Annotated in this window: 22 protein-coding genes and 1 pseudogene; 14 read left to right on the top strand and 9 right to left on the bottom strand. The window is 39.7% G+C overall.

Going from position 1 to position 25,740, the window contains the following annotated elements:
- Nucleotides 1-233 precede the first annotated feature (233 nt).
- A complete protein-coding gene (locus BUA60_RS09455) occupies nt 234-929 on the top strand; it encodes a 3-keto-disaccharide hydrolase (protein ID WP_072861639.1) in 696 nt (231 codons plus the stop codon).
- Nucleotides 930-1,098: 169 nt separating this feature from the next.
- Nucleotides 1,099-1,797 carry a protein-L-isoaspartate(D-aspartate) O-methyltransferase gene (locus BUA60_RS09450; RefSeq protein ID WP_072861487.1) on the top strand — a complete coding sequence of 233 codons (699 nt, stop codon included), beginning with the start codon at nt 1,099-1,101 and terminating at the stop codon, nt 1,795-1,797.
- A gap of 29 nt (nt 1,798-1,826) precedes the next feature.
- Here the strand turns inward: BUA60_RS09450 and BUA60_RS09445 are convergent, their stop codons facing one another.
- From BUA60_RS09445 to BUA60_RS09435, 3 genes are all read right to left on the bottom strand, one after another.
- A complete protein-coding gene (locus BUA60_RS09445; protein WP_072861486.1) occupies nt 1,827-2,414 on the bottom strand; it encodes a pseudouridine synthase in 588 nt (195 codons plus the stop codon).
- Between the two features lie 79 nt (nt 2,415-2,493).
- Nucleotides 2,494-2,877, bottom strand: a complete 384-nt coding sequence (locus BUA60_RS09440) for a DoxX family protein (RefSeq protein WP_072861485.1) — start codon at nt 2,875-2,877, stop codon at nt 2,494-2,496.
- A 75-nt stretch (nt 2,878-2,952) separates the two neighbouring features.
- Nucleotides 2,953-4,254, bottom strand: a complete 1,302-nt coding sequence (locus BUA60_RS09435; protein ID WP_072861484.1) for an alpha/beta hydrolase family protein — start codon at nt 4,252-4,254, stop codon at nt 2,953-2,955.
- Nucleotides 4,255-4,467: 213 nt separating this feature from the next.
- On the opposite strand from BUA60_RS09435, the gene BUA60_RS09430 reads away from it, so the two are divergent.
- Nucleotides 4,468-4,881 (top strand): Fur family transcriptional regulator, encoded by a 414-nt coding sequence (locus tag BUA60_RS09430; RefSeq protein ID WP_072861483.1) that lies wholly within the window; start codon nt 4,468-4,470, stop codon nt 4,879-4,881.
- Nucleotides 4,882-4,934: 53 nt separating this feature from the next.
- Nucleotides 4,935-6,917, top strand: a complete 1,983-nt coding sequence (locus tag BUA60_RS09425) for a heavy metal translocating P-type ATPase (RefSeq protein ID WP_072861482.1) — start codon at nt 4,935-4,937, stop codon at nt 6,915-6,917.
- Nucleotides 6,918-6,920: 3 nt separating this feature from the next.
- On the opposite strand, the gene BUA60_RS09420 is transcribed toward BUA60_RS09425, so the two are convergent.
- A complete protein-coding gene (locus BUA60_RS09420) occupies nt 6,921-7,760 on the bottom strand; it encodes a sugar phosphate isomerase/epimerase family protein (RefSeq protein ID WP_072861481.1) in 840 nt (279 codons plus the stop codon).
- Between the two features lie 281 nt (nt 7,761-8,041).
- On the opposite strand from BUA60_RS09420, the gene BUA60_RS09415 reads away from it, so the two are divergent.
- From BUA60_RS09415 to BUA60_RS09395, 5 genes and pseudogenes are all read left to right on the top strand, one after another.
- Nucleotides 8,042-9,064 carry a metal-dependent transcriptional regulator gene (locus BUA60_RS09415; protein ID WP_084532549.1) on the top strand — a complete coding sequence of 341 codons (1,023 nt, stop codon included), beginning with the start codon at nt 8,042-8,044 and terminating at the stop codon, nt 9,062-9,064.
- A gap of 3 nt (nt 9,065-9,067) precedes the next feature.
- Nucleotides 9,068-11,261: pseudogene (feoB, locus tag BUA60_RS09410) on the top strand (ferrous iron transport protein B).
- A gap of 165 nt (nt 11,262-11,426) precedes the next feature.
- The gene (locus BUA60_RS09405; RefSeq protein ID WP_072861480.1) at nt 11,427-12,533 is read left to right on the top strand and encodes a nickel-binding protein; all 1,107 of its coding nucleotides are present in this window, start codon (nt 11,427-11,429) and stop codon (nt 12,531-12,533) included.
- Nucleotides 12,534-12,896: 363 nt separating this feature from the next.
- Complete coding sequence (locus BUA60_RS09400; RefSeq protein ID WP_072861479.1) at nt 12,897-13,379, top strand: cupin domain-containing protein; 483 nt, start codon at nt 12,897-12,899, stop codon at nt 13,377-13,379.
- Nucleotides 13,380-13,426: 47 nt separating this feature from the next.
- Nucleotides 13,427-14,815, top strand: a complete 1,389-nt coding sequence (locus BUA60_RS09395) for an FAD-binding oxidoreductase (protein WP_072861478.1) — start codon at nt 13,427-13,429, stop codon at nt 14,813-14,815.
- Between the two features lie 79 nt (nt 14,816-14,894).
- Here the strand turns inward: BUA60_RS09395 and BUA60_RS09390 are convergent, their stop codons facing one another.
- The gene (locus BUA60_RS09390; RefSeq protein WP_072861477.1) at nt 14,895-15,632 is read right to left on the bottom strand and encodes a phytanoyl-CoA dioxygenase family protein; all 738 of its coding nucleotides are present in this window, start codon (nt 15,630-15,632) and stop codon (nt 14,895-14,897) included.
- A gap of 76 nt (nt 15,633-15,708) precedes the next feature.
- Nucleotides 15,709-16,101 (bottom strand): DUF2784 family protein, encoded by a 393-nt coding sequence (locus BUA60_RS09385; protein ID WP_072861476.1) that lies wholly within the window; start codon nt 16,099-16,101, stop codon nt 15,709-15,711.
- Between the two features lie 186 nt (nt 16,102-16,287).
- Between BUA60_RS09385 and BUA60_RS09380 the strand changes: the two genes are divergently transcribed.
- The 5 genes from BUA60_RS09380 (at nt 16,288) to BUA60_RS09360 (ending at nt 23,053) form a co-directional block, all read left to right on the top strand.
- On the top strand, nt 16,288-18,231 hold the full coding sequence (locus BUA60_RS09380) for a helix-turn-helix domain-containing protein (protein WP_072861475.1): 1,944 nt from the start codon (nt 16,288-16,290) through the stop codon (nt 18,229-18,231).
- A 179-nt stretch (nt 18,232-18,410) separates the two neighbouring features.
- Nucleotides 18,411-18,923, top strand: coding sequence for a hypothetical protein (locus BUA60_RS09375; RefSeq protein ID WP_072861474.1), 513 nt, complete (start codon nt 18,411-18,413; stop codon nt 18,921-18,923).
- A 203-nt stretch (nt 18,924-19,126) separates the two neighbouring features.
- Nucleotides 19,127-21,250, top strand: a complete 2,124-nt coding sequence (locus BUA60_RS09370; protein WP_072861473.1) for a M3 family metallopeptidase — start codon at nt 19,127-19,129, stop codon at nt 21,248-21,250.
- A gap of 203 nt (nt 21,251-21,453) precedes the next feature.
- Nucleotides 21,454-21,969 (top strand): DUF4440 domain-containing protein, encoded by a 516-nt coding sequence (locus BUA60_RS09365; RefSeq protein WP_072861472.1) that lies wholly within the window; start codon nt 21,454-21,456, stop codon nt 21,967-21,969.
- 193 nt (nt 21,970-22,162) lie between these two features.
- The gene (locus BUA60_RS09360; RefSeq protein ID WP_072861471.1) at nt 22,163-23,053 is read left to right on the top strand and encodes a DUF4382 domain-containing protein; all 891 of its coding nucleotides are present in this window, start codon (nt 22,163-22,165) and stop codon (nt 23,051-23,053) included.
- Between the two features lie 224 nt (nt 23,054-23,277).
- On the opposite strand, the gene BUA60_RS09355 is transcribed toward BUA60_RS09360, so the two are convergent.
- The 3 genes from BUA60_RS09355 to BUA60_RS09345 are packed head-to-tail and all read right to left on the bottom strand — an operon-like array spanning nt 23,278 to nt 25,600.
- A complete protein-coding gene (locus BUA60_RS09355; protein WP_072861470.1) occupies nt 23,278-23,955 on the bottom strand; it encodes a type 1 glutamine amidotransferase domain-containing protein in 678 nt (225 codons plus the stop codon).
- Nucleotides 23,956-23,997: 42 nt separating this feature from the next.
- Nucleotides 23,998-24,996, bottom strand: a complete 999-nt coding sequence (locus tag BUA60_RS09350; protein ID WP_072861469.1) for an NADP-dependent oxidoreductase — start codon at nt 24,994-24,996, stop codon at nt 23,998-24,000.
- A gap of 25 nt (nt 24,997-25,021) precedes the next feature.
- Nucleotides 25,022-25,600, bottom strand: coding sequence for a TetR/AcrR family transcriptional regulator (locus tag BUA60_RS09345; protein ID WP_072861468.1), 579 nt, complete (start codon nt 25,598-25,600; stop codon nt 25,022-25,024).
- Between the last annotated feature and the right edge of the window lie 140 nt (nt 25,601-25,740).

Genomic DNA, 25,740 nt, shown 5'->3' with positions numbered 1-25,740 from the left:
TGTTTTGAATGGGTGCAAATTACTTAAATTATACTGAACCCCCACATTCGCATTGTGCAGTATTTTCTTCAACTGTTGTCTCGTGACTAGAGACCAATTAATATTTTGGGGATGACAAAAAGGCACTTAAAGCAAACTAGTTGGATATTATTTCATTGGAAAATGATACATTTAAGGGATATTGGATAATAAATGCTATAGTGTGGAATATTTCAATCAATAAAAATGAACGGATGAAAAGTATAATATTGGTCATTACCGCTTTCTTGACACTAATTAGTTGTACTTCCCAGTCTTCCAAAAGTCTTTTTAATGGAAAAGATTTGGACGGCTGGCATGTAGATGTACCTGAAATGGACAATAATCCCGAAGCTATAAATCCCTTTATTGTTAGGGAGGGTATGTTGGTAAGTTTGGGAGAGCCACAAGGCCATCTTATTACCGATGCCGTTTATCAGGATTTTAGATTGGAAGTGGAATATCGTTTTGCGGGAAAACCTGGTAATTGCGGTGTGTTGGTTTTTGCTTCAACACCCAGATCCTTGTATGAAATGTTTCCTAAATCCATAGAGGTTCAAATGATGCATGATAATGCCGGGGATTTTTGGTGTATCGTACAGGATATTGAAACGGACAATATGTTGGAAAGGCGGGGACCTAAGGAGGAATGGGGAATTACCGAAGGCAAATTGCGAAGAATAAAAAATTTGACCGATGGTTCCGAAAAACCGTTGGGTGAATGGAATTCCATGACCATAGAGTGCCTTAAAAACTCAATTAAGGTATGGGTAAATGGTGATTTGGTGAATTATGGTTATAATGCTACCGCAAGTAGTGGAAATATTGCCCTGCAGGCTGAGGGTGCGGAAGTAGAATTCAGAAAAGTATTGCTGACCCCTATTTCGAAGCTGAGCGAAAAAGCACCCTGATCAACAATGCCCTGCTACTCCCATCTTGGATACTTCTAAATATGCTTAGCTCTAGTCATAGTTTTTATGCTTTCTGTGGTGGGTTTCTTTAACGTTGCCCCGTAGAATAGCTAGTTATTATTTCGTATCTTATTAGTTGTTAATAGGTTATTGTTTAAGAACTAGAGTGATGATTTATAAACCCTTATTTGTTTATGGCCTAACGATTTGTTTTGCAGGTGCAGTTATTGCCCAGGACGATCAAGATTTTAAGCGGGAGCAGATGGTGAAAACACAGCTTCAGGACCGAGGAATAAAAGACCCTTTAACTTTGTATGCAATGCTAAATGTACCGAGGCATAAATTTGTGCCTAAAAATTTGGTAGAGCATGCCTATAGGGATGGGGCACTACCTATTGGAAGCAATCAGACTATTTCACAGCCGTACATTGTGGCATATATGACAGAAACATTGAAATTGAAATCGACCGATAGAGTTTTGGAAATCGGAACGGGATCGGGATACCAGGCGGCGGTATTGGGCAAAATTGTGGATTCTGTTTTCACTATTGAAATAATACAGGATTTGGCCATGTCCGCCAAGAGCCGACTGAAGAACTTAGGGTATGACAACATCATTGTAAAATGGGGCGATGGATATCATGGATGGCCAGAAAAAGCACCTTTTGACGCAATTATGGTCACTGCAGGGGCAGATTCGATTCCCCAACCCTTATTGGACCAATTAAAAAATGGCGGACGTATGGTAATCCCCGTTGGATTAAACGATAATATCACCTATTTGGTAAGTGTGTTAAAAAAGAAGGATAGGGTAATAACTAAAAATTTGTTCCCTGTTCGTTTTGTTCCCTTCACAAGAAAACAGTAATATTTATAGGAACGGGCATAGCCTAACATTTAAAAAGATAGTTCCTTGATGGGGATTACTTTTCCCGGGCTTAATTCCTTCAAACGAACATCCCCAATGCGCATGCGAATTAGTCTTAAAGTGGGAAAACCCACGGCAGCAGTCATTTTGCGTACCTGACGAAACTTGCCTTCGGTTATGGAGATACTGATCCATGAAGTTGGTCTATGACGTCCTATTCTCAATTTGTTGTTCGGTTCGGGCAGGGCAGGGAGAGTGGATAATCTTTGGACTAGGGTAGATTTGGTTATATATTTCCTACCATGGAATCCAATCTCCACTCCATTTTGTAGAAGTTCTATGGCTTCATTGGTTATTTCGCCATCCAACTGCACATAGTATTCCTTTTCCACACCAGAACGGTTGACTAGATCGCTCAGTTTTCCATCGGTAGTGAGCAGGAGCAATCCCTCCGATTTTTCATCCAGTCGCCCAATGGGCATAATCCCATCCGGAAAGTTATAAAGTTCACCTAAGAAGCGTTTGTTGCGTGATTCCTTAGCATCATTGGAGTGCAACTGACTTAGCATTCCGAAAGGTTTGTAAATTTTAAAATGTAGATGGGCATTTTCCGGCATGGTTGGAAGGTACTATGAATTAAACTGTTTTTAAACCGCCAAAGGTGTAATTTTTTTTCGGTGGATAGTATTTTAAACATCAATCCAAGCTATTTCCTGTTGCATATTTTTTAACGCCCCAGGCAAGACCTATAAAGACAAACTGTATTGGCAAGCGGATCATGGCTGCTTCCGAACTACCAATGGCGGGTTGGTCAGAAAAAACATCCCAAACATGGATCGGAAGAAATAGGATCATGAGCCAAAGTATCCCTGTTGCTCCCATCCGGGAGTAATGCGGAATCAAGAGAAGAATACCCAACGCAATCTCTATTACTCCAGACAAATAAACGACCCACACTTTATAGGGTAAAAAATCAGGTACAAAAACTAGATAAAACGTTGGTTTTATAAAATGTTGTACCCCTGCGTATATCATAAAAAGGGCCAAAAGTATTTTAAGAATGGTCCATAATAGCTTCATGGCCTCACTGTTTTAAAAAGATATAAAATAAAGTTGTGTATTGCGAAAATAAGGACATTGCTTCATCCATTGCTCCTAGGGAGCAGGTTTGGCATGAAGAAGTTCCATGCCCGTTGAAGATCGCGGCTTAAACCCGGTCCAATTCTTTTCATTGGAATTCTCCTGTAACTCCAAAAATTTTGAATAATCCTTCTGTTTCAGATGAATACCCAAAAAAGCAGTTAAAAAATGTTGGTTTACATTATTAATCTTTCTCTCGTCCCAACTTGGTTCGGCGTACCTATAGTATTCGTCAATATGTAGGCCGGGAGCCAAAGCTTCCACCGGTGGTGGATTAGGGGCTACATTGTGCCTGGCATTTTTATAGGTCAATAAATATCTGTCAGCATTAACAGCTCCGGTATATATTGCCTTAATTCCTTTTTCATAGCCAGATATGTCATCTTGGTTTCCTGCAACAAAAAAGGTAGGAACTTTAAGCCCTTTTAAACCCTCTGCATCCCAAATACCCCGCTCCATGCCCCATGGGGCAAAGGCTACAACCGCTTTTATTCTAGGGTCGACCTTAGGGAATTCCGGATTACTCATGGCCAAGTCAACGATGGCCTTACTTCCCCCTGTTATGCTCGAAAAAAATCCCACAAGACCATCGCTATATCCGGCTCCAGCTACGTTTAAAACTCCGTAACCTCCCATGGAATAGCCTATGATACCGATGTTTTCGGAATCCACCAATCCCGTTAAAAAGTTTTTGTTCTTGGATGTTCCCAAATCCGCAACTTGGTTCATAACAAAGGAGATATCTTTTGCGCGATTCACCAAGGTACTTGAAAAAGGGGAGGCATCCTTAAAAGTTGAATCCGTGTGATCTATGGATACGACTACATATCCTTTGGATGCCAAATTCTCTGTTAGATAGGTCATAAGATATCTGGAGCCCACATAGCCATGTGCCACCACTAAAAGTGGAAAAGGACCATTGGTGGTAAGGGGTGCGGCATCACGGGATGCCCTACCCTTAATGGTAATGGGAATCAGAGGGCGCAGGGAATCATTGGCGGTTCCCATGACCTCATTGTAAAGGACAGTTTCTATTGCTCCCTTCGCCAACTGAGCGGGATACCAAACCTCTACTTTTAATGGTCGATCATAGATGGGGTCGATTCCATTTTTTGAGTTTAATACATCTGCCTGTCCCTTATTAATAAAATCCAAAGTGCGTACGCCAACGGCATAGGTTCCCCGTGCAGATAACTCAGGTGCGTCCGGAAGTGCATCACCATAAACAAAAGACTCGGTTTGGGCATTTAAGGTTAGGTTGTAAATTAGAAAACAAAGTATTATTTGGAGATGGGAAAAACGGTTGATAATTGACATGATCCAGAGTTATTGGTTTTGTTTAAATCTACGAATTTTAATTGAACAATTTTGTGTTTCGGGCTTACCCTTTGTGCCATTATCATTACTTTTAAATGATAAATTTTCATTGGTGGTATTTTGAACGATCCATTGAAAGTAATGCCATAGGTATCCAAGAAGCAATCATTATCTTAAATTGCAATATTAAAAACTAGACCACATCAGAAAGTTATGGAAGAATCTGAAAGGCAATTGAAAAGATTTGGTGTTAGGCCAACGGCTATGCGTATTTTGGTGCATCAATTTATGGCTTCGCAGAATTCGGCCGTTAGCCTTAGTAGCGTAGAGGGAAATTTTGAGAAATCCGATAGAACCACCTTATACAGGACTTTGAAGACTTTTGAGGAAAAGTGCATTGTGCATCAAATAGATGATGGCACCGGAATTCCTAAATACGCCCTTTGCGATCATGATGATGGTATGGCCAATCACTCGGACCTGCATTTGCATTTTCATTGCACTAAATGCAATAGGACTACCTGCTTAACCGAACACAGAATACCACAAATTAATCTTCCCGACAACTTTATACCTGAAGATGTGAATATGCTGGTAAAGGGAACTTGTGAGCACTGTAACCAATAAATGCACATACATTGCACTGGCATTAGGGTTAATTTTGCTTTCAAATTATAAGTATGGAATATCAGCACGATCATGAAGAACACAATCACAATCATGACCACGGAGGAATTTTTGGAAAGAGAACGGAGCTATATTTTGCCATTTTAAGCGGTGTCTTTTTCTTATTGGGATTGATTTTGGCCAGAGTACTGGGGGCAACACCATGGGTTTCACTGGTCTGCTATATATTGGCCTATTTTTTTGGAGGATATTTCACCCTGCTGGAGGCTATAGGCAAGATAAGAAAGGGGGAATTTGAAATAGATTTCCTAATGATAGTCGCTACAATAGGCGCTGCGTATATAGATAGATGGGGGGAAGGAGCCCTATTACTGTTTTTATTTAGTTTAGGACATTCGTTGGAGCATTATGCCATGAACAAGGCCTCAAAGTCAATCAAGGCCTTGGGTGAACTTTCGCCGAAGACGGCATTGTTGAAAAATGGTGGGGATTTAAAGGAAATTCCAGTTGAGGAATTAAGGTTAAACGATATTATAGTAGTAAAACCAAATACCAAAATAGCTGCAGACGGGGTAATAGTTAAGGGTAGTAGTAGTATTGATCAGTCCTCTATAACGGGAGAAAGTATTCCCGTGGACAAAACAGCGATACACGATGTTAGCGATTTGCCCCCATTTGAAAAATTAGACCCGTCCCATATTGTCTTTACCGGGACTATAAACGGGGATTCCATGCTTGAAGTCCAAGTTTTAAAATTGAATGCGGATGCCACAATATCACGTTTGGTGAAAATGATAAACGAGGTGGAAACTAAAAAATCGCCCACCCAATTAACTACCAAAAAATTTGAAAAGTGGTTTGTACCCATAGTGGTGGTTTTGGTAATAAGCCTTTGTTTTCTTCACTTGATTATTGATGAGAAGGTCCATGATAGCCTATATAGGGCTATAAGCGTTTTAGTAGCCTCCAGCCCTTGCGCCTTGGCCATTTCAACACCCAGTGCAGTAATCAGCGGCATAGCCAGAGCTGCCAAAAAGGGTGTGGTCATTAAAGGTGGTCGTGCCCTGGAAGATCTGGGTAGCCTTACTACCATTGCTTTTGATAAAACAGGTACCCTTACCGAAGGCAAGCCTAGGTTGATTAATGCAATTGCATTGAACGGATATGACAAAAAGGAGTTTTTAGAATTGGTCCTGGACGTTGAAAGCCTAAGCGACCACCCCTTGGCGAGGGCCATAACCAAAGATCTTATGGACGAATATAAGGTTGAAAACAGTAGCCGTTCCTCCAATATGGAGGCCATACAGGGCAAAGGAGTAGTGGCGCAATACAATGGTGGCCATATTTATATTGGCAATGGTCAACTGATGAAGGAAAAGGGAATACAAATTTTAGGAGAAATTCAAGACCAAATAGACCAATTGCAGAAAGAAGGACAGACCATTATGCTTGTTGGTTATAAGCAAAAGGCTATCGGACTGTTGAGTGTTATGGACTTGCCCAGAAAAAGTGCAGCTCCAACCTTGGAGCGACTACGGAAAATAGGGATAAAACAATTGATAATGTTGACCGGGGACCATCAAAACGTGGCAGATTCCATTGCGGCACAAATTGGACTTACGAAGGCGAAAGGAAATTTACTTCCGGAAGACAAGGTAAAGGCTATTGGGGAATACGTTAATAAAGGCATTAAAATAGCCATGGTAGGAGACGGTGTAAACGATGCACCGGCCATGGCCAACAGCACTGTTGGTATTGCCATGGGCGCGGCAGGAAGTGATGTAGCTTTGGAAACAGCAGATGTAGCTTTGATGTCGGACAGGATAGAAAGTCTTCCCTTTGTGATCGGCCTAAGTAGAAAATCCAAATCAATTATTAAGCAGAACCTATGGGCAAGTATGGGGATTGTGGCATTTTTAATTCCAGCAACCTTGTTCGGATTTGCCAATATCGGAGTTGCCGTAGCCATACATGAGGGTTCTACCATACTGGTAGTCATCAATGCACTGCGATTGCTGCGTTATAATTTGGATTAGAGTTTATTTAAAACCTATTTCGATAAGGCCTTTATGGCTAATTTTTATGGCTTCCAGAGGTGTTATGTCAAAAGTTTTATCTTGCTCTACCATGTAATATTCCATCCCAGACAGTTTTTTTTGGGCTAGGATATCGGAAAAATTAATTTGTCCTTTACCAACAGGAGCAAATTTTCCTTCGGAGTCCATATCTTTTACATGCCACATTTTAAACCTACCGGGATATTTCTTAAAATAGGCCACAGGGTCTTCTCCTGCTTTGGTTACCCAAAAGAGGTCCATCTGAAAATTAACATATTTTGGATCGGTATTTTCAAGCAAATAATCAATGGTCACTATACCCTCGTTTCCTTTTTTGAATTCAAAATCATGATTGTGGTACAGTAGTTTCAACCCTGCTTTATGACATTTTTCTCCAAGGGTACTTAAGACAATGGCCAATTGCTTATAATCGTCCCTCAATCCCATGGGAGGTACAGGAATTACAAAGTATTTGAAACCGGCCGCCTTTACATCGGCGATCATGTTATCCGCATTCTCTAAGGTAACACCCCCCTGGTGTGTGCTAATAGGGGTCAGCCCTATTTCCTTTAGTAGTTTTTGAAAGTCCTTGGGAGACATATTATAAAACTTGCCATCCTTGTAACCTGCCGCCTCAATGTTCTTATAACCTGCCTCTGCAACCGCCATTAGAGTGGCTTTGGCATCCGCTCCCATATTGTCCCTAACCGTGTAGAGCGCCAGCCCTCCAATTTTTTGTTGGGCGTTGGCAACGAACATACTGATCATTAGAAGGGGTAGAATCAATTTTTTTAGGGCAGGGGAAGACAGTAACTTTATCATAATGCTGGTAATTAATCTTTTTTTAAAAGTAGTATAAGTTTTTATGAATAGGCTACAAAATGGAAGATAAAATTTAAAAGTACACCACAATATTAAACGCGAATGCAAGGTAGAGACCAGGTTGATTGACCATGCTTATAATATAGTCTATGTGAAATATTTTTTTAGGTTAATCTAAAAATTAATAATTATCTTTATAAAAAATTATAAAACCGAGGTTAAAATGGGCCATGGCCTACATTTAAGCGTACGGTAGCCAAAAATATATCTACAACAGACCAATGAATACCTATAACCCTATAACTGCACTGGCAGTGTTTTTTGCTTTATCAATTTTGGCATATTTATTATTTAGGCCAAATAAGGGATGGTTTTGGCTGATAAAAAATAGTTCGGTTTCGAATGACAAAATTGTCGTTGAGGATGTTCTAAAACTGTTGTATCACAATGAAAATGCGGATAAACATCTTAATGTCAACGACATTATCAGAACTTTAAAGTACAATGATAAGCTTATACTCGAATGCATTAATAGAATGTCCGACCATGCTTTGATAAGCATACAGGGAGATAGCGTGAAACTTACAAAATCGGGCAGTGATTATGCCCTTCGTATAGTTAGGGCCCATAGGCTATGGGAGAAATTTTTAGCAGAAAAGACTGGGTTTAAGGAATCGGAATGGCACGAAAGGGCAGAAAGAATGGAACATGAATTGTCCAAGGTGGAGGCAGATATTCTGTCTTCCCAGTTGGGTAATCCCCAGTTTGACCCACATGGTGATCCCATACCAACCAATACGGGAAAGATTGCCAAAGTTAAAGGAATACCAGTTTCGGAACTGCCTATTGGCACTATTGGAAGAATTATCCATATCAAGGATAAGCCCGAAATAATTTACAAGCAGATCCTGGCAGAAAACATCCATATCGGATCTGTGATACGGATCATGGAAAAGACGCCAGCCCGTATTGAATTTCATTCAGAGGGGGAAGCCTTTGTATTGGCGCCCATAATGGCAGGTAATATAACGGTTTCAGTTTTGGAAAAGGACGTAGTATTTGAAGAAAATTTAGCGAGGCTGTCCATTTTGAAGGAAAATGAAACTGCCAAGATTATAGGAATATCCAAGGAAATTAGGGGAGATAGTAGAAGAAGATTGTTGGATTTGGGTTTTGTGAAAGGAGCAGAGGTCAAAATAGACCTTCTGAATCCTTTGGGCGATCCCAAGGCCTTTTTGATCAAGGGAACCAGTATTGCCCTTCGTCAAAATCAAGCATCGAAAATTCTAATACAAAAAGATTAAATCATGGAAGTTAAACCAAAAAGTGCGTGTGAGACCTGTGCCCAATTCAATGCTGACGGATTGAAGAAGTTAGGGGTAAACACCTCCGATTTTGATTATGTGGTAGCATTGGCCGGTAATCCGAATACCGGAAAGAGTACTGTTTTTAACGCCATGACCGGTTTACGACAACATACCGGTAATTGGCCTGGCAAAACGGTAACCAGGGCGGAAGGTGCTTTTGAATACAATAAGGAAAAATTTAAACTGGTAGACCTACCGGGCACCTATTCTTTGCTTTCTACCTCGGAAGATGAGGAAGTTGCCAGGAATTTTATTCTTTTTGGAAAGCCCTCGGTAACGGTAATAGTAGTAGATGCCAGTAGGCTGGAAAGAAATTTGAATTTGGTATTACAGATTTTGGAAATTACCAATAACGCAGTCCTGTGTTTAAATTTAATGGATGAGGCGGAAAGAAATAATCTGGAAATAGATACCCGTACTTTGGCCAAAGACCTAGGTATTCCTGTGGTCCCTACTAGCGCTAGGTATAATAGGGGAATTCCGGAACTGATCCAGACTATTAGTGAACTGGCCAACGGTAAAATTGTTTGTAAGCCCCATCGCATTAAAAATATACCTAAAAATATAGAGCAGGCCCTGGAAAAATTAAGCGTGGAAATAAAAGAAGTCTATCCGGACATTCCCAATAGTAGGTGGATAGCCTTACGCTTGCTGGAAGGGGACAGAAATATTTTTGAAACCCTTAAAACGGGTGAATTCGTTTAATTATAGCTCAATGAATACTAACAAAATAGATCATATTATTGCTCTTTCCAATGACCTGCGTTGGCAAATTGGAGATGAATTCCATGATAATCTGGCGGAAGGAATTTATGCTGATGCCGCTGAAATAGTAAAGGGCGCTGTACGTAAAAAGGATGAAAAGGGAACTTTTAGGATAGACGCCAAAATAGATAAGATCATTACGAGCAAGGTCTGGGGTTTCCCTCTTATGTTTGTAATATTGGCTGTAGTGCTTTGGATGACCATAGTTGGCGCCAATTACCCTTCCGCAATGTTGTCCGGATTGTTGTTAGATACGATTCATCCGGCTTTAAAGGGATTCGCCTCCAACATTGGCATGCCATGGTGGCTGGACGGTTTTTTGATTGATGGGGTGTACTTGGCGGTAGCCTGGGTCATTGCCGTAATGTTGCCTCCTATGGCGATATTTTTTCCCTTATTTACCCTGTTGGAAGATTTTGGATATCTACCAAGGGTTGCCTTTAATTTGGATCATTTATTTAAATTATCCGGAGCACACGGTAAACAGGCCTTGACAATGAGTATGGGCTTCGGATGTAACGCTGCAGGTATTGTGGCTACCCGGATTATAGACAGCCCTAGGGAAAGATTGATTGCCATTATCACCAATAATTTTTCACTTTGTAATGGGCGTTGGCCCACGCAGATTCTGATTGCAACCATATTTGTGGGGGCCCTTGTACCGGCTACCTATTCGGGGATTATGTCATTGGCGGCCGTTATAGGCATAGCTGTGTTGGGCATGGTGTTTATGTTTTTGGTTTCTTGGGGCTTGTCCAAGACGGTGTTGAAAGGAGAAGTTTCTACCTTTAATTTGGAATTACCTCCCTACCGTCCTCCGCGATTTTGGAAAACCATCTATACTTCAATTATAGATAGGACCTTGATTGTGCTATGGCGCGCAATTGTTTTTGCTGCCCCTGCGGGAGCCGTAATTTGGCTTATATCCAATATTTATTTGGGAGATGATAGTATTGCTGCTTGGTTGATAGATTCTTTGGATGGCTTTGGATTCCTTTTGGGCCTCAACGGCGTTATTTTGGTGGCCTATATTGTAGCTATTCCTGCCAACGAAATTGTGATACCCACTATTTTGATGTTGACCGTTCTGGTTACAGGAATTTCTGCAGGAGAAGGGGCTGGTGTAATGTTCGAATTGGATTCCGTAACTGCCACTGGGGATATTCTGAGGGCAGGGGGGTGGACGCTCTTAACGGCTATTAACCTAATGTTGTTCAGTTTGTTGCACAATCCATGTAGCACTACAATATATACTATTTATAAGGAGACCAAAAGTGTAAAATGGACTACAGTGGCTTCGGTATTACCGGTTATATTAGGATTTGTGGTTACATTTTTGGTAGCACAGATTTGGAGATTACTTGCGTAAATTCTACACCTCATTATCGCTCTTAAATAAAATTCCCGACCTCCAATTAAACGAGTAAAGGGGAACTATTCTATTCTTAAATGTTCTTTTAATAATGATAAAACGAAATAGGCAAACTCTTAGCTAACTGAATTAAAATCACTAACTTGAGTAAAAATTTCTGTTATGCCTATTTACATGGATCGTCACGATATTCCTGAGGAGATTACCGCGGTGCATGTTGCGCAAATGCATCGGGAGGATTTAAAAATAGAGCATCTTTATGGATGCAAGGGTATGACCTATTGGTGCGATGAAAAAAGGCGTACGGCATTTTGTCTTATCCAAGCCCCAAATAAGAAGGCCATTCAGGATATGCACAATCATGCCCATGGCGAGGTGCCCCATAGAATTATAGAAGTTGAGGCTTCTATAGTGGAATCGTTTTTGGGTAGAATAGAGGATCCGGAAAAATCCCAAAAGACGGAATTAAACATTATCAACGATCCGGCTTGTAGGACCATAATGGTCGTTGGATTAAGAAAATCATCATTTAAGACTATGGATCCCAATCATATGATTGGGGAGTTGCTAAATTATAATAGATCCATTCTGCAATCCATAGATAAATTTTTGGGCAGGGTGGTAAGACAAAAATCCGGTAATTTTTTATTGTCCTTCAATTCGGTAACCAATGCCGTGCTTTGCTCCCAAGAGGTCTTTTCCAAGCTTGGAGGGGTATCTAAGGATAAAAGTCCGGATATTCAATTGAGTATTGGTTTGCACGTAGGGGTTCCCGTAACCGAGAAGGATGGTATTTTTGAGGATACCATCAAATTGGCAGAACGGTTTTGTACTATGGCCCATGGGAAAATTGTTTTATCCCAAGAGGTCAAGGAATTGTACGAGAGTGAAAATTTGAACGTTAAATTGAGCCATAAGAACATAAAAGCCCTGAGTGTTGGAGAAGAAAAATTTGTAAACCAATTGATGGATTACACCGAAAAAGAATGGACCAATGCATCCTTCAATTCAGATCATTTTAGTAAAAACCTAGGCTACAGCAAATCCCAATTATACAGAAAAATGATCGGTCTTACCGGGAAGTCGCCCAATAGCTTTATAAGGGACTACCGGCTGACAAAGGCCTTGGACCTATTGGATAAAAAGGTAAATAATATTTCCGAAATTGCCTTCGGTACAGGATTCAACAGTCCAGCCTATTTCTCGAAATGTTTTATGGATAATTTTGGGATCCTTCCCTCTAAATATGTCCAAAATTATGCTGAATAGTCTTTAAGAATAAGTTTATCCATGATTGAATTTTGTAACTATTTGAATTAATTATGGAGGTCATCGTTGTAAACTTCATTTAATTTTACTTCTAGTCAACGATGTTTATCGTGCACGATTAAAATGGTAGCGATATATAGAATTGTAATCCCCCATTTGCAGCGGTGTAGTTTTTGCCGTATTCCCCCTGTTTTAAAAATAAAGTAACCAATCGCGAATTATTTTCCCAATTCCATCCTTTCCTTTTGATATGGGTCAAGGTGAAAAAAGGAAAAAGAAACGGTAAAACCTCCAATAATCTATTTCTAGGAGGGTTGCCTCTAATACAATAGTAACAATTATTAATCTTAAAACATTTTAGTCATGAACAACACTCTAAAGTATTCCCAATTGAAAGTTATCACTTTGTTATTGACACTTTTTGTAAGTTTTTCCTTTTTTGGACAGGGCAGCCTAGAGAATGGTTCGGAAATCTCCTTTGTAAAAACGCATAAAGATAAGGATTTACAATGGGGCCCTTGCCCATCTTTTATGCCAGAGGGTTGCACAATATCGGTATTGCACGGAGACCCTTCCAAAAAAAATGTGGATGTTTTTTTTAAGGTGCCCGCCAACTATGAAATACCGGAGCACTGGCATACTTCCGCCGAGCGCATGATCCTTGTTTCTGGGGAACTTCATGTTACCTATGAAGGTGAAACAGAGCAGATAATGAAAGTGGGCTCCTATGCCTTTGGTCCGTCTACCAAACCTCATACCGCAAAATGTGGAGATAAAGACCCTTGTGTCTTGTTTATAGCCTTTGAGGAGCCCCTGGATGCATTTCCAATGGTGCTTAAAGAATAATGAGAAGTCTTGAAAATTAAGTTAAACGAACATTAAAAATTAGAATTATGGAAATGGTAATAGGCATGGATGCGGATCGTATTGCATCCTTTAAAAAAGAAATAAGGGGAGAAGTAGTAATGCCTTCCGATGGCAAATACAATAGTATCCGCAAAGTTTATAATGGTATGATAGATAAACATCCCGGTATGATCGTCATGTGTGTGGATGTGGCCGATGTAATGGCTTCGGTAAACTTTGGCAGGGAAAACGATTTGTTGATCGCTGTTAGGGGAGGTGGTCATAATGGAGGGGGTTTGGGTCTGTGCGATGACGGTATGGTCATTGATTTATCCGGAATCAAATTTGTTCAAGTGGACACTTCCAATAATACGGTACGTGTTGGGGGTGGCAACATTTGGGGTGAAGTAGATCATGCCACCCATGCTTTTGGATTGGCAATTCCGAGTGGAATGATTTCTACAACAGGTGTAGGCGGATTAACACTGGGAGGTGGTGTAGGTTATCTTTCCAGGAAATACGGACTTACCATAGACAATTTGTTGGAAGCAGATATGGTGTTGGCCGATGGTTCTTTTGTTACCACAAACGCCAAGCAGCATCCTGATCTTTTTTGGGCCATTCGCGGGGGTGGTGGAAATTTTGGAATCGTAACTTCCTTTAAATTTCAAGCCCATCCTTTAAAAACTGTAATTGGAGGACCTACCTTATGGCCAATAGAGCAAACTGAGGAAATTATGGCTTGGTTTGATGATTTTATACATAAAGCCCCGGAAGACCTAAATGGTTTTATTGCAACCATGATTATTCCAGGTCCACCATTTCCCGAACATTTGCACAATAAGCAATTCTGTGGAGTTGTATGGTGCTATACGGGTCATCCAGACAAATTTGAAGAAATTTTTAAACCCGTTTTGGCCAAGAAACCCTTGTTCCAACATGTGGGCGAAATGCCTTATCCTTCCATTCAAACAATGTTTGATGGGCTTATGCCTCCGGGACTGCAATGGTATTGGAGGGCCGACTTTTTTAATAAATTAGGTCCAGAAGTTAGGGCTGGGCATTTAAAATACGGATCTAAAATCCCGACCCCACTTTCACAAATGCACTTATACCCCATTAGCGGAGCTGCAGCTAGGGTTGGAGATAAAGATACACCATGGGCATATAGGGATGCCAAATATGCAGGTGTAATTGTAGGGGTGGATCCGGATCCGGCAAATGCCGATAAAATCACTAATTGGTGCAAGGATTATTACAATGAATTGCATCCACATTCCTCTGGTGGTGCCTATTCCAATTTTATGATGGATGAAGGTCAGGAACGGGTAAAAGCAAGTTATAAGCATAACTACCAGCGATTGGCCCGTATAAAAAAACATTATGACCCCAATAACTTTTTTAGGGTAAACCAGAATATTCTTCCAAGTAACTAGAGGGGTAGAAAACAATTTGGGCAAGCCATCTAATGGGCTTGCCCTATAATGAAAGATATCTTCGAGTTCTTGAAGTCCACTAAACATCCAAAATTTTCAGGGCTTCTTTACCTACCCGTTGTTTGGTTTCCTCGGTAATATATTTTTTTTGATCTATCTGTTGCGGCTGGTCAGAGGTGCAAAAATAACTGTGTATACTTCTTCTAGGCTTATCAGTACGGTTGGTAGTTCCTCCATGCCAGGCGTGGGAGTTAAAAATAAAAACCGATCCTGCCGGTGCGGTGATGATGATTTCATCAGGATGGGGAAGGCTGGGGTCCTCCATTTTTTCTTGTGGCGCTATTCCAAGTTTATGGGTGCCGGGCACTATACGTGTAGCTCCATTATTTTCTGTAAAGTTATCCAATAACCAAATGGAATTACAGACTTTGTACTCACCTTCCACCATTTTATTGCCCCAATCTACGTGTAAATTTTGATGTCCAAGTCCAGGTTTCGCAGCTCTGTAGTTCAGGGAGGATAATTTAAAGGATGAGCCAAGTACAGCAGCAATACCTGCCAACACTCTTGGATGTGTGTAGAAAATATCAAATACGTCACCTTTGTTAACGAGATCGGCCAAGCGATCGGCGCCCTCCTCCTTAGGATGCCTTATATATTTGGATTCGGCCAATTCCGATCCGGCCGACCCACCTTCATTGAGCATTAGGGCATCAATCCTGTCGTTTATGGCTTTTACCTGTGCATCTGTCAATAGTTTGCCCAAAGACAAATAACCTTGGCTTTCCAATATTTCAATTTCCTCCTTTGTGAGCATATTTAACTATATTAATTAATGATTTCAAGCTAAAAAAGATACGATATAATTGTCAAAAAAATATTTGTTACAGCATTTAACGAGGTTTTCTTTTTCTTCTTCCAGATTTGAGGTTTGCCCAAAGTGAACATAATAAAGCCAAAATTGCCAAGGCAAGGGTATAGAAATTTATAAGTTCGGCACTGGGCAACCAGCCCGTAATTTTTTTAACCAAAAAGGCAATATAGCTATTCGGTAAATTGTGTTCACCCAAGCGTCCAAGAATCTCATAATGCCAATGGGTTAAAAAACAATATCCCCAACCTTTCCAAATCCCCAACAAAACCCAAGACCCGAAGGTTAAAAGTAAGGTGATAAGATTAAGTTTTCGTGTACGTTTTAATATCCATCCGAACAAATTAAAAATTATGAGAACCGTATGGAAAACATAAAAAAAAGAATTTGCTATCCTCAATAATAATTCATCCATCAGGAGAAATGTTTAGTTTCCGAAAAAGATAGTGAATTTAAATTGTTGTAGAGATTCTAATAAATTTGGAGTGTTCATTGAATAGGTTGGTAGTCTTATATTCTTATTAATCAACTTATTATGATTAATATTTTGTAACTTAGAAAGAGTGCCATTTTCTCCCTAAGATTATTAATCCAATATTTTATGGATAATTCTGATTCAAAGAGTCAAGACGATTTTTTTCTTCTAAAATTGACTGAAATTATTCGTAGTAATTTCGATAACGAGCAATTTGGAGTAAAAGAGGCAGCCCGTATATATGGGGTAAGCCGTTCACATTTGCATAGGCGTTTAAAGAAGTTGACCGGTAAATCCGTTAGTCAGTTTATTCGCGAATTGAGGCTTGAAAAGTCTATGGAGCTTCTCCAAAAAGATATGGCTACGGTTTCTGAAATTGCTTATTCCGTAGGTTTTCACAGCCCTACCTATTTTAATACTTGCTTTAAGGAGTATTATGGCTTTACTCCTGGGGAAGCTAAAATTCGTGAGCACTTGGAACAGCAACGTACGACCGCAAAAAAAACCGATACGCCAAAATTGTTGATGACCATAGTCTTGGGAATCCTTTTTCTTATTAGTCTTATTGGCTATTTTCAATATAGGGGTATTTGGGCAAAATCAGTGAATAGTACTCCAACAACTTCACCATTGCCCTCTAGCCATAGTAGCAAGTCCATTTTGGTATTACCTCTAAAGAATTGGAGTGGCGATCCCAAATTGGAATATATAAGTGATGGGATGACCGATGCCGTAATCAGCAGAATTTCAGAAATAAGGGAAATGGACAGGGTGGTACCTTTTACGTCGAGCCTTCAATTCAAGAACAGTGAAATAAATATGCCTGAATTGGCTAAAAAGCTTAACGTTTTTTACATTTTGGAAGGTAACTTTCAAAAACATGGTAGTCAATTCAAAATAAATTTAAGATTGAATGATGGTCCTCTGAACAAATTACTATGGTCCGGCTCCTATTCCGGGGAATGGAAAGCGAATGAAATTTTCGAAATTCAATCGAAGGTTGCGGAAAATGTCGCCACTATAATGAATGTGAAACTTACAGACAAGGATTATGATGCCTTCAAAGGTATACCCACAAAAAATGAAGAAGCCTATAATTACTATCTCTTGGCCCAATATCAAAACAATAAATATAATCAGACATCCTTTAAAAATGCCATTCCTTTGTATGAGAAGGCCTTGGACTTGGATTCCACTTTTATAGACCCTTACCTTGGCCTCGCTGATATTTATGTTACAGGGGGAGCTGTTTGGGGTATGTATGGCGAGCAGGAGGCTTGGAAAAATGCTAAGTATTATTTGGAAAAGGCTGCCTTAATTGATGTTGATAATATGCAATTGTCCGATCAATTGCATATTGGTAAATTCTATTTTGATTGGAATTTTGAGGCTGTGGAGCACTATGTAGATGATACCTATGCCCGGATAGGTGCCGATAATTGGAATGAAAATCTCTTTGTTGATTATTATCTTAAGACCGGTAAATACTCATATGCCCTATCAGAACTAAATAAGCTTATTTTGGAAGATCCATCGTATGGATGGTTATTTGCCATTAGGGCCTCGGTGATTTTTTTCGTGTCTTCCACAGAGGAAGCAATAGAGGAATTGAGGCAATATGATCCGCTGTTTATGGATGATATGTTTTATTTAAGGGAAGCTGCCAAATGGTACTACTATTTTGGAGAATATACTGCCTCTAAGGAAAAGCTAGGGCAATTGATGAATATTTTCGCAGACCGTCCACCCATTGTAGTCTGGCTTAATGCGTTACATTATGAAATGGCCAATAACTTGGAGGGTGTTCAAGAAAGCCTTACCACCTTGCAGAAACAGTTCAGGGATGGATCGTCTGGTAGCCCGGCCTGGTTTATGGCACTTTATTACTGTCATATCCAAAATAGGCAGGAAGTATTTAATTGGCTTCAAAAATCCTATAATAACCACGAAGTGGAAATGACCTGGTTACGGGCCGAGCCGTTGTTGGCACCCTATAGACAAGATCCAAGATATTTGAATCTGTATTATAAAATGAAATTTCCCGTCCCTCCACTAACTATTCCGGATTAATGCCATTGGGTCCGTGGATCCATTATTCTTTAAAGTAACATAGTTGTAAGGCTTTAACACATTTATTAAACGCTTTAAAATTAAGTTTTAAGAATAGGATGTATAATTGTTATGTATTGATTAACAACTAGTTATATCTTGTGGTTTCATCTATTTAATAATAATTTAAACCACCTATCATGAAACAATTTGCAACATTATTGATTTTTTTTGGTCTTACGTGCTTTCTTTTTGCACAGGAAGACAATGACGGAATTACACCTGTAACCTTGGATGCCATTACCCTATCACCTATTAATGTAGCCTATTTAAACAAGGTTAATGATTCACATACCCCTGAAGTAGTTCAGGAACTGCAATTCAAAGCCGCCAATTTTGATGTAACCTCCTTATCCGAATACGACAAAAAAGCCATTAGGACTTTCGATGTTATCTTTAAAGCAAGTAACGGGGATATAATTGCTTCTTATACCGCAGATGGTTCAATAGTAACAGCCTTTGAGAATTTTGAGGATATTGTTCTTCCAATGACCGTCAGAAAAATGGTATTTGATGGAAACGAGGGATGGAAAATGGAGAAGAACCGCTACATATGTGTATTTTCCGAGGATAATTTGACGAAAAAACAGTATAAAGTTACTTTGACCGACGGAAATCATAAGAAGAAAATGACCTTCGACTTTGATGAATAGGGATATTTATACTTCGATAATTTTGTAGCCTTACTCCTCCGGTAAGGCTTTTTTATGCTTGTTTATTAACTGTATCAATTTGCTGAATTATAGGATTTAGGGTGTTAAAGATCATATACAAGAACAGTTTATTGAGAGTGCCAAAGAACTGGGATTCTACTAATTTCAGTATTTTTGTATTTAATCCTTAAAATGATCAGTGAATGAAAAAAGTTTTTTCCGTGTTATTATTAACGCTTATATTTTCCGCTTGTAAGGACTCAAATAAAAAGAATAATATAACCTCCCAAAATTCCATGAACACCAATCATAATCCATTAATCGCCGAAAGTACCTTGCCATATGGAGCTCCCGATTTCACCAAAATTAATAACGATCATTTCAGGGAAGCATTATTGCAAGGAATGGACGAGAAAAGAGAAATCATTGAAAATATTGCAAATAGTACTGAAGCGGCGACTTTTGAAAATACCATATTGGCGCTGGAAAAGAGTGGTGTACTTTTAGATCGGGTGAGAAATGTATTTTCTGCACTTACCGGTGCCCACACCAATGATACCCTACAAGCCGTCCAAGAAGAAATGGCACCTAAATTTTCGGAACTTCGGGATGCAATTTATCTCAATGACACCTTATTTCAGCGGGTAAAAACACTGTATGAAAAAAGGGAAAGTCTTAATTTGGATGGGGAATCCTTAAGATTGTTGGAGAATTATTTTGAGGATTTTGAAATCGCCGGTGCCAACCTTTCTCCTGAAAACAAGGAAATCTTAAAGTCGTACAATTCCAGATTGGCTACTTTGAGCAATACTTTCAATAAAACCTTGTTGGAGGCCAATAATGCCGGGGCAGTTATTTTTACAGATAAGTCCGAGCTAGAAGGACTCTCGGATGCCGAATTGAAATCATTGGAGATCAAAGATGGGCAAGGCTGGAAAATTGCACTTCAAAATACCACACAACAACCTTTATTGCAATCCTTGAAAAAAAGGGAGACAAGGGAGAAATTGTTCAAGGCTGCTTGGTTGCGTGCCGATGGCACTGCCCAGGATACCAAGGCCGTTATTACCGAAATTGCCGAATTAAGAGCCAAAAAAGGGGCCTTGTTGGGATTTTCAAATTATGCAGAATGGAGCTTGCAGAATACCATGGCCAAAGTGCCGGAAAACGTATTTAAACTTTTCAAGGGACTTGTTCCTTCAGCTACGGCCAAGGCGGGGCAAGAAGCCAAGGAAATTCAAGAAATGATCCAGAAAACGGGAGGGGATTTTACCCTTGCCCCTTGGGATTGGAACCACTACGCCGAAATGGTGCGAAAGGCTAAATACGATTTGGATGAAAACCAGATTAAGCCATATTTTGAGCTGAAGACAGTATTGGAAAAAGGGGTTTTCTATGCCGCCGAAAAATTATATGGAATTAGCTATAAGGCCAGAACAGATATCCCAACCTATCACGAAGATGTATTGGTATATGAGCTTTTTGAGGAGAACGGAGATCCATTGGGATTGTTCTATGGCGATTTCTTTTCCCGCCCAAGTAAGCGGGGAGGGGCTTGGATGAGCAATTTTGTAGATCAATCCAAACTCTACAATAAGAAACCTGTGATCTACAATGCTTGTAATTATCCGAAACCTGTAGCAGGTGAACCGGCATTGCTTACCTATGATGAGGTAGAGACCATGTTCCATGAATTTGGACATGCGCTCCACGGCTTTTTTGCCGACCAGCAGTATCCTTCCTTGTCGGGCACTTCGGTGGCCAGGGATTTTGTTGAGTTTCCTTCCCAGTTCAATGAAAACTGGGCGCTTTACCCTGAAATCCTGAAAAACTATGCCCTGCATTACAAAACAGGGGAACAAATTCCGCAAGAGCTCATAGATAAGATAAAGAAATCGGGCACTTTTAACCAGGGGTATAGCCTAACCGAAAATTTAGCAGCTTCCAACTTGGACATGCAATGGCATACCATTGGATCGGACATTAAAATAGAGGATGCAAATGCCTTTGAAAAGGAAGCCTTGCATACAACGAAATTGGATGTGGTTTCTGCCGTACCGCCACGTTATAGATCTACTTATTTCGCCCATATATTTGGCAGTGGATATGCGGCAGGTTACTATTCTTATCTATGGACGGAGATGCTGCACCATGACGCCTACAATTGGTTTGAGACACATGGTGGACTTACCAGGGAGAATGGTCAGCGATTACGGGATATGATTCTTTCTCGTGGCAATACTTTGCCCTTGGAAAAAATGTACAAGGATTGGCGCGGCGGGGATCCAAAAATTGAACCTATGTTAAAAGCAAGGGGTTTACAGTAATTTTTGCCTTGTCTAATCTCGATATTTCAAATTAAAAAGGGGCTATTGTGGCCTCTTTTTAATTTTTGCCCATTGTGGTAGTCTGTTTTATTGCTTTCATAAAATAAGAAGTAGGTACATACCACGATTCACGGCAAGGGAAATATTGTAACAAAGCTATAAGGGTATTATCTTTAGTAGCGTAATACTAAACATTGATCATTATGACAACCGTTTCATCTTTTAGGATAGTGGGAGTTTTAATCCACATATTGTTATTTTTCAACATGGGGCACGCCCAAGTGGAATCCTCCTCCGAACTTTATAGAACCATAATGGGATTGGATAGTATCTTATTCGTAAATGGGTTCAATAATTGTGAGCTTAAGGAGATGGAGCATTTAATTGCACCAGATTTGGAATTTTATCACGATCAATCTGGGATAAGTACCTCCAAGGAAGATTTTTTTAAGGCTATAGAACAAAATATTTGCGGTAACGGAGATAAGAAGCCAATTCGTAAATTGGTGGCTAACAGTATGGAAGTGTATCCTTTGTATAATAACGGCGTTTTGTACGGGGCGATACAGAACGGGGTCCATGAATTTTATATAAAGGAGGCCAATAAAGAACTGTACATGACAGGGATAGCCAAATTTTCCCATGTTTTTATACTACAGGATAGTATGTGGCAGTTAAAACGGGTATTGAGCTATGATCATAGATCCCCCAAGGAATAAATTTCTTAAATAGTAGCCTATCCTTTTATGGAATTGTGCTGTCTCCCAGAAAATAAATGATGAATGCATTTCATCGAAAAAAATAAAAACTATTGAAATAGTGGTAGGGTATACCCCATCTTTGGTTGTTATTATATATAGCCTTTAAATAAGGAGGTATACCAATAATTACTAATTACTAAAATTTATAACTATGAAAATTAAACTATTTACAATTGCATTGTTTGTTGTAACCGTTTTAGTCTCTTGTACGGACAATAATGATAAGAATAGTGATTATGGAAGGCTTTCCGTTAACCTAACGGACGCACCTTTTCCACATGACCTGGTAGCAGAGGCCAACGTTATTATTTTTAAGATAGATGCCCGTTACAAGGGGGATATGGATATTAATTCTGAGGTAGAGGACAATTCAGATTCCTCAATGACAACGGAAGAAAAATCTTCCTTTGTTGTTCTGATGGAAGATGAAATGGAGGTCAACCTTTTGGAGCTTACCAATGGAGTTACCAAGAATTTGGTGGATCTTGATGTGCCTGTTGGAATTTACGACCTTGTACGGGTATATGTTAAAGGTGTAAATGTTGTACTTACGGATGGCTCCACATTTGATTTAAAAGTACCTAGTGGGGAACAAACGGGTATAAAGATCTTTATAAAACCGGGTCTTGTGGTTGAAGGTGGACTTAGTGCCGATTTATTGTTGGATTTTGATGTAAGCAAATCTTTTGTAGCCAAAGGTGGAGGCAGTAAATTTGAAAATATAACCGGCTTTAATTTTAAACCAGTCATTAAGGCTTGCAATATGTCTACCGCTGGCACTTTGTCCGGTAAGGTGACAACACTTCAGGAAGAAATTGCAGTGGGATTGGAAGGGGCGCAAGTGGCCGTTTTTGCAGCCGACACCTTGAATACTACTACTTTTACTGATGCTGATGGAAAATATATGGTTATGGGACTAATGGCAGGAAGTTATGATGTTGAGGTAGAATTATCAACCTACCAAGAGGAATCAGTTACCGATATAGAAATAGTTGCTGGAAATACCACCTCCCAAGATTTTATTTTGGTTGCTGGGGAATAACGATATTTTATAAGAAATAAAATAAGGTGGGTGTCATAGCCCACCTTTTTTGCATAAGATTTTAAAATTTGCTGAATTTTCATAGCTGCGGGGAATCCAGTCCATGACAAAATTCAAGATTAATTGTGCCAAATTTTAATAAAATGCTAACATGATCCGATTGCAAAAAAATAGCCGAACAACTATTGAAAGATGTTCGGCTTTTATAGCTTAAAGACGATTCCTTAATTTAGGGATACCAATAATTTTTGAGCAACCAGTTCCGAAGATGCCGGATTTTGTCCTGTAATCAAATTGCCATCCTGAACGGCATAAGGGGCCCAGTCAGATTTTTTGGAGTAAATACCTCCATTTTCTTTGAGCATGTCTTCCACAAGAAAGGGTACCACATTGGTGAGTTGCACGGCTTCTTCTTCGGTATTGGTAAACCCGGTTACTTTTTTTCCTTTTACCAAAGGTGAGCCATCTTCATTCTTAACGCCTTTTAATGCCGCCGGGGCGTGGCACACAAAGCCAACTGGTTTTTTCTGTCTATTAAAGGCTTCAATGAGGCTAATGGATGTGGCATCGTTAGCTAAATCCCATAATGGCCCGTGGCCTCCTGGATAAAATATAGCGTCGTAATCATTGGGATCAATTTCTGACAATGCCAATGTATTGTTAATTTTTTCCTGCGCCACGGCATCATTTTTAAATCGCTGCGTATCCTTAGTGCTGGCATCAGGAGTGTCACTGCTGGGATCTATCGGGGCCACCCCGCCTTTTGGGGTAGCCAAGGTAATATCGGCCCCTTTGTCCAACAAAGTATAATATGGGTTGGCAAATTCTTCGATCCAAAATCCCGTTTTCTTTCCGGTATCCCCCAATTTATCATGGGAGGTAAGTACAAATAATATGTTCATTTTAGTTTTTTTAATATTCTTAATTAGGTAATAATCCAAGCCTTAGACTTTCACGATCATTTTCCCTTTGTTTTTACCCTCAAACAAATCCAAAAATGCCTGTGGGGTATTTTCGAAACCTTCCACCACGGTTTCCTTGTAGGTTAATTTGCCTTCCATCAACCAAGTGGATAATTGCTTCATGGCCTCCGGGAACTTCTCCGAATAATTGGAAACTATAAAACCTTGCATTAATGCGCTATTTTTTACCAAAAAGGGGTGAACACTGATACTTTTTGGTATTTCAGTGTTGTTATACACCGAAATAGCACCGCAAATGATCATTCTGGCAAATTTGTTGATATTAAATAAAACAGCATCTGAAATAGGGCCGCCTACATTGTCAAAATAAATATCTATACCATCTGGACAGGCAGTTTTAAGGGCTGTTCCCATATCCTCCGTAGTGTTATAGTTAATGGCATGGTCAAAGCCAAAATCTGAGGTAAGCATTGCTACTTTTTCATCTGTTCCTGCAATACCCACCACATAGAGTCCTAAGATTTTTCCTATCTGTCCTACTACACTGCCCACGGCACCTGCAGCACCTGAAACTACTAAAGTTTCCCAGGCCTTAGGTTTGCCAATTTGGGTTAGCCCACAATAGGCGGTTAATCCGGTCATACCCAAAATGCCCAAATAGGCACTGAGCGGAGCTAGGTCCTTATTTATTTTTAAAAGGCCTTCGCCTTTGGAAATCTGTTGGGTTTTCCAGTCCATCATCCCCGAAACATAATCGCCTTGTTGAAATTTATCGTTCTGGGAATCAATAACTTTGGCAACTATACCGGAAGTTATAGGTTTACCTACCTCAAAAGGTGGAACGTACGATTTGGCATCGCTCATTCTTCCCCTTAAATACGGGTCAACGGAGATGTAAGTGGTCTCCAAAAGTATTTCTCCTTCTTGGAGGTTTAGATCCTTTTTTTCCTCCACGAATTGGAAATCCGATAAAGTAGGTTTCCCTTTAGGTCGATTTTTTAACAAAATTGTCTGAATCATAATGTTGTTTTAAGTGAATTGAGTTTTATTTTTTAATACTGTTCCAGGCCGCCTGAAAGGCATCCTCCAAGTGATCCTGGTTTAACTGAAAGACTCCCCGTTGTCGCATTACCATTAAAAAAGAGAGGGGATTTATGGAGTACGCATATAATAGGTAGGGCGACAAAGGTTTTATAATACCTTCCTTTTTTCCCCTTTCCCAAAGGTCCAGTAAGGGTTGAAGGTGTTTTAGCCCTTCCTGTCTACTGGCTTCATCTATAATAGGGGTGTTGTCGCACTGGGCCAGAAACATGGCTTCCTCCACTTCCTTAAGTTTAAAATCGGCAATGCGTTTCCAAATGGTTTCAAAACCTTTAACGACCGAAATGTCATTACTATAGTTTTTGAAGGCATAAGCGGTATAGGCCGACTTAACTTCCAAGTAAACTTTATTTACCAAATCCTGCTTATTTTCAAAATACAGGTATATAGTAGCGGGGGAAACGTTCGCCATTTTGGCAATCTTGGACATGGGGGTAGCATGGAACCCATTATTATTGACCAAGTTAATGGTAGCTTTTACTAAGGCATTTCGCTTTTCAATACTTTTTTGAAGTTTGGCCATAATGTTCTAAATGGGAATTTAAACGTCCGATGTTCAATGTTGATAACAATACGAATACAAAGATAGTATTAAAATGAACGTTCATTCTTTTTTATGTGACTTTAACATAAGTTTACAGCTTTGGAAAATTTGGAAACCAA

The organism is Arenibacter palladensis (genome assembly GCF_900129275.1).
GTDB classification, from domain to species: domain Bacteria; phylum Bacteroidota; class Bacteroidia; order Flavobacteriales; family Flavobacteriaceae; genus Arenibacter; species Arenibacter palladensis.
This window is presented reverse-complemented; position numbering and strand designations above follow the sequence as displayed.

Bases quoted from the DNA above. Each gene is read 5' to 3' on its own strand.
- BUA60_RS09455 (WP_072861639.1), top strand. From the start codon at position 234: ATGAAAAGTATAATATTGGTCATTACCGCTTTCTTGACACTAATTAGT.
- BUA60_RS09450 (WP_072861487.1), top strand. From the start codon at position 1,099: ATGATTTATAAACCCTTATTTGTTTATGGCCTAACGATTTGTTTTGCA.
- BUA60_RS09445 (WP_072861486.1), bottom strand. From the start codon at position 2,414: ATGCCGGAAAATGCCCATCTACATTTTAAAATTTACAAACCTTTCGGA.
- BUA60_RS09440 (WP_072861485.1), bottom strand. From the start codon at position 2,877: ATGAAGCTATTATGGACCATTCTTAAAATACTTTTGGCCCTTTTTATG.
- BUA60_RS09435 (WP_072861484.1), bottom strand. From the start codon at position 4,254: ATGTCAATTATCAACCGTTTTTCCCATCTCCAAATAATACTTTGTTTT.
- BUA60_RS09430 (WP_072861483.1), top strand. From the start codon at position 4,468: ATGGAAGAATCTGAAAGGCAATTGAAAAGATTTGGTGTTAGGCCAACG.
- BUA60_RS09425 (WP_072861482.1), top strand. From the start codon at position 4,935: ATGGAATATCAGCACGATCATGAAGAACACAATCACAATCATGACCAC.
- BUA60_RS09420 (WP_072861481.1), bottom strand. From the start codon at position 7,760: ATGATAAAGTTACTGTCTTCCCCTGCCCTAAAAAAATTGATTCTACCC.
- BUA60_RS09415 (WP_084532549.1), top strand. From the start codon at position 8,042: ATGAATACCTATAACCCTATAACTGCACTGGCAGTGTTTTTTGCTTTA.
- BUA60_RS09405 (WP_072861480.1), top strand. From the start codon at position 11,427: ATGCCTATTTACATGGATCGTCACGATATTCCTGAGGAGATTACCGCG.
- BUA60_RS09400 (WP_072861479.1), top strand. From the start codon at position 12,897: ATGAACAACACTCTAAAGTATTCCCAATTGAAAGTTATCACTTTGTTA.
- BUA60_RS09395 (WP_072861478.1), top strand. From the start codon at position 13,427: ATGGAAATGGTAATAGGCATGGATGCGGATCGTATTGCATCCTTTAAA.
- BUA60_RS09390 (WP_072861477.1), bottom strand. From the start codon at position 15,632: ATGCTCACAAAGGAGGAAATTGAAATATTGGAAAGCCAAGGTTATTTG.
- BUA60_RS09385 (WP_072861476.1), bottom strand. From the start codon at position 16,101: ATGGATGAATTATTATTGAGGATAGCAAATTCTTTTTTTTATGTTTTC.
- BUA60_RS09380 (WP_072861475.1), top strand. From the start codon at position 16,288: ATGGATAATTCTGATTCAAAGAGTCAAGACGATTTTTTTCTTCTAAAA.
- BUA60_RS09375 (WP_072861474.1), top strand. From the start codon at position 18,411: ATGAAACAATTTGCAACATTATTGATTTTTTTTGGTCTTACGTGCTTT.
- BUA60_RS09370 (WP_072861473.1), top strand. From the start codon at position 19,127: ATGAAAAAAGTTTTTTCCGTGTTATTATTAACGCTTATATTTTCCGCT.
- BUA60_RS09365 (WP_072861472.1), top strand. From the start codon at position 21,454: ATGACAACCGTTTCATCTTTTAGGATAGTGGGAGTTTTAATCCACATA.
- BUA60_RS09360 (WP_072861471.1), top strand. From the start codon at position 22,163: ATGAAAATTAAACTATTTACAATTGCATTGTTTGTTGTAACCGTTTTA.
- BUA60_RS09355 (WP_072861470.1), bottom strand. From the start codon at position 23,955: ATGAACATATTATTTGTACTTACCTCCCATGATAAATTGGGGGATACC.
- BUA60_RS09350 (WP_072861469.1), bottom strand. From the start codon at position 24,996: ATGATTCAGACAATTTTGTTAAAAAATCGACCTAAAGGGAAACCTACT.
- BUA60_RS09345 (WP_072861468.1), bottom strand. From the start codon at position 25,600: ATGGCCAAACTTCAAAAAAGTATTGAAAAGCGAAATGCCTTAGTAAAA.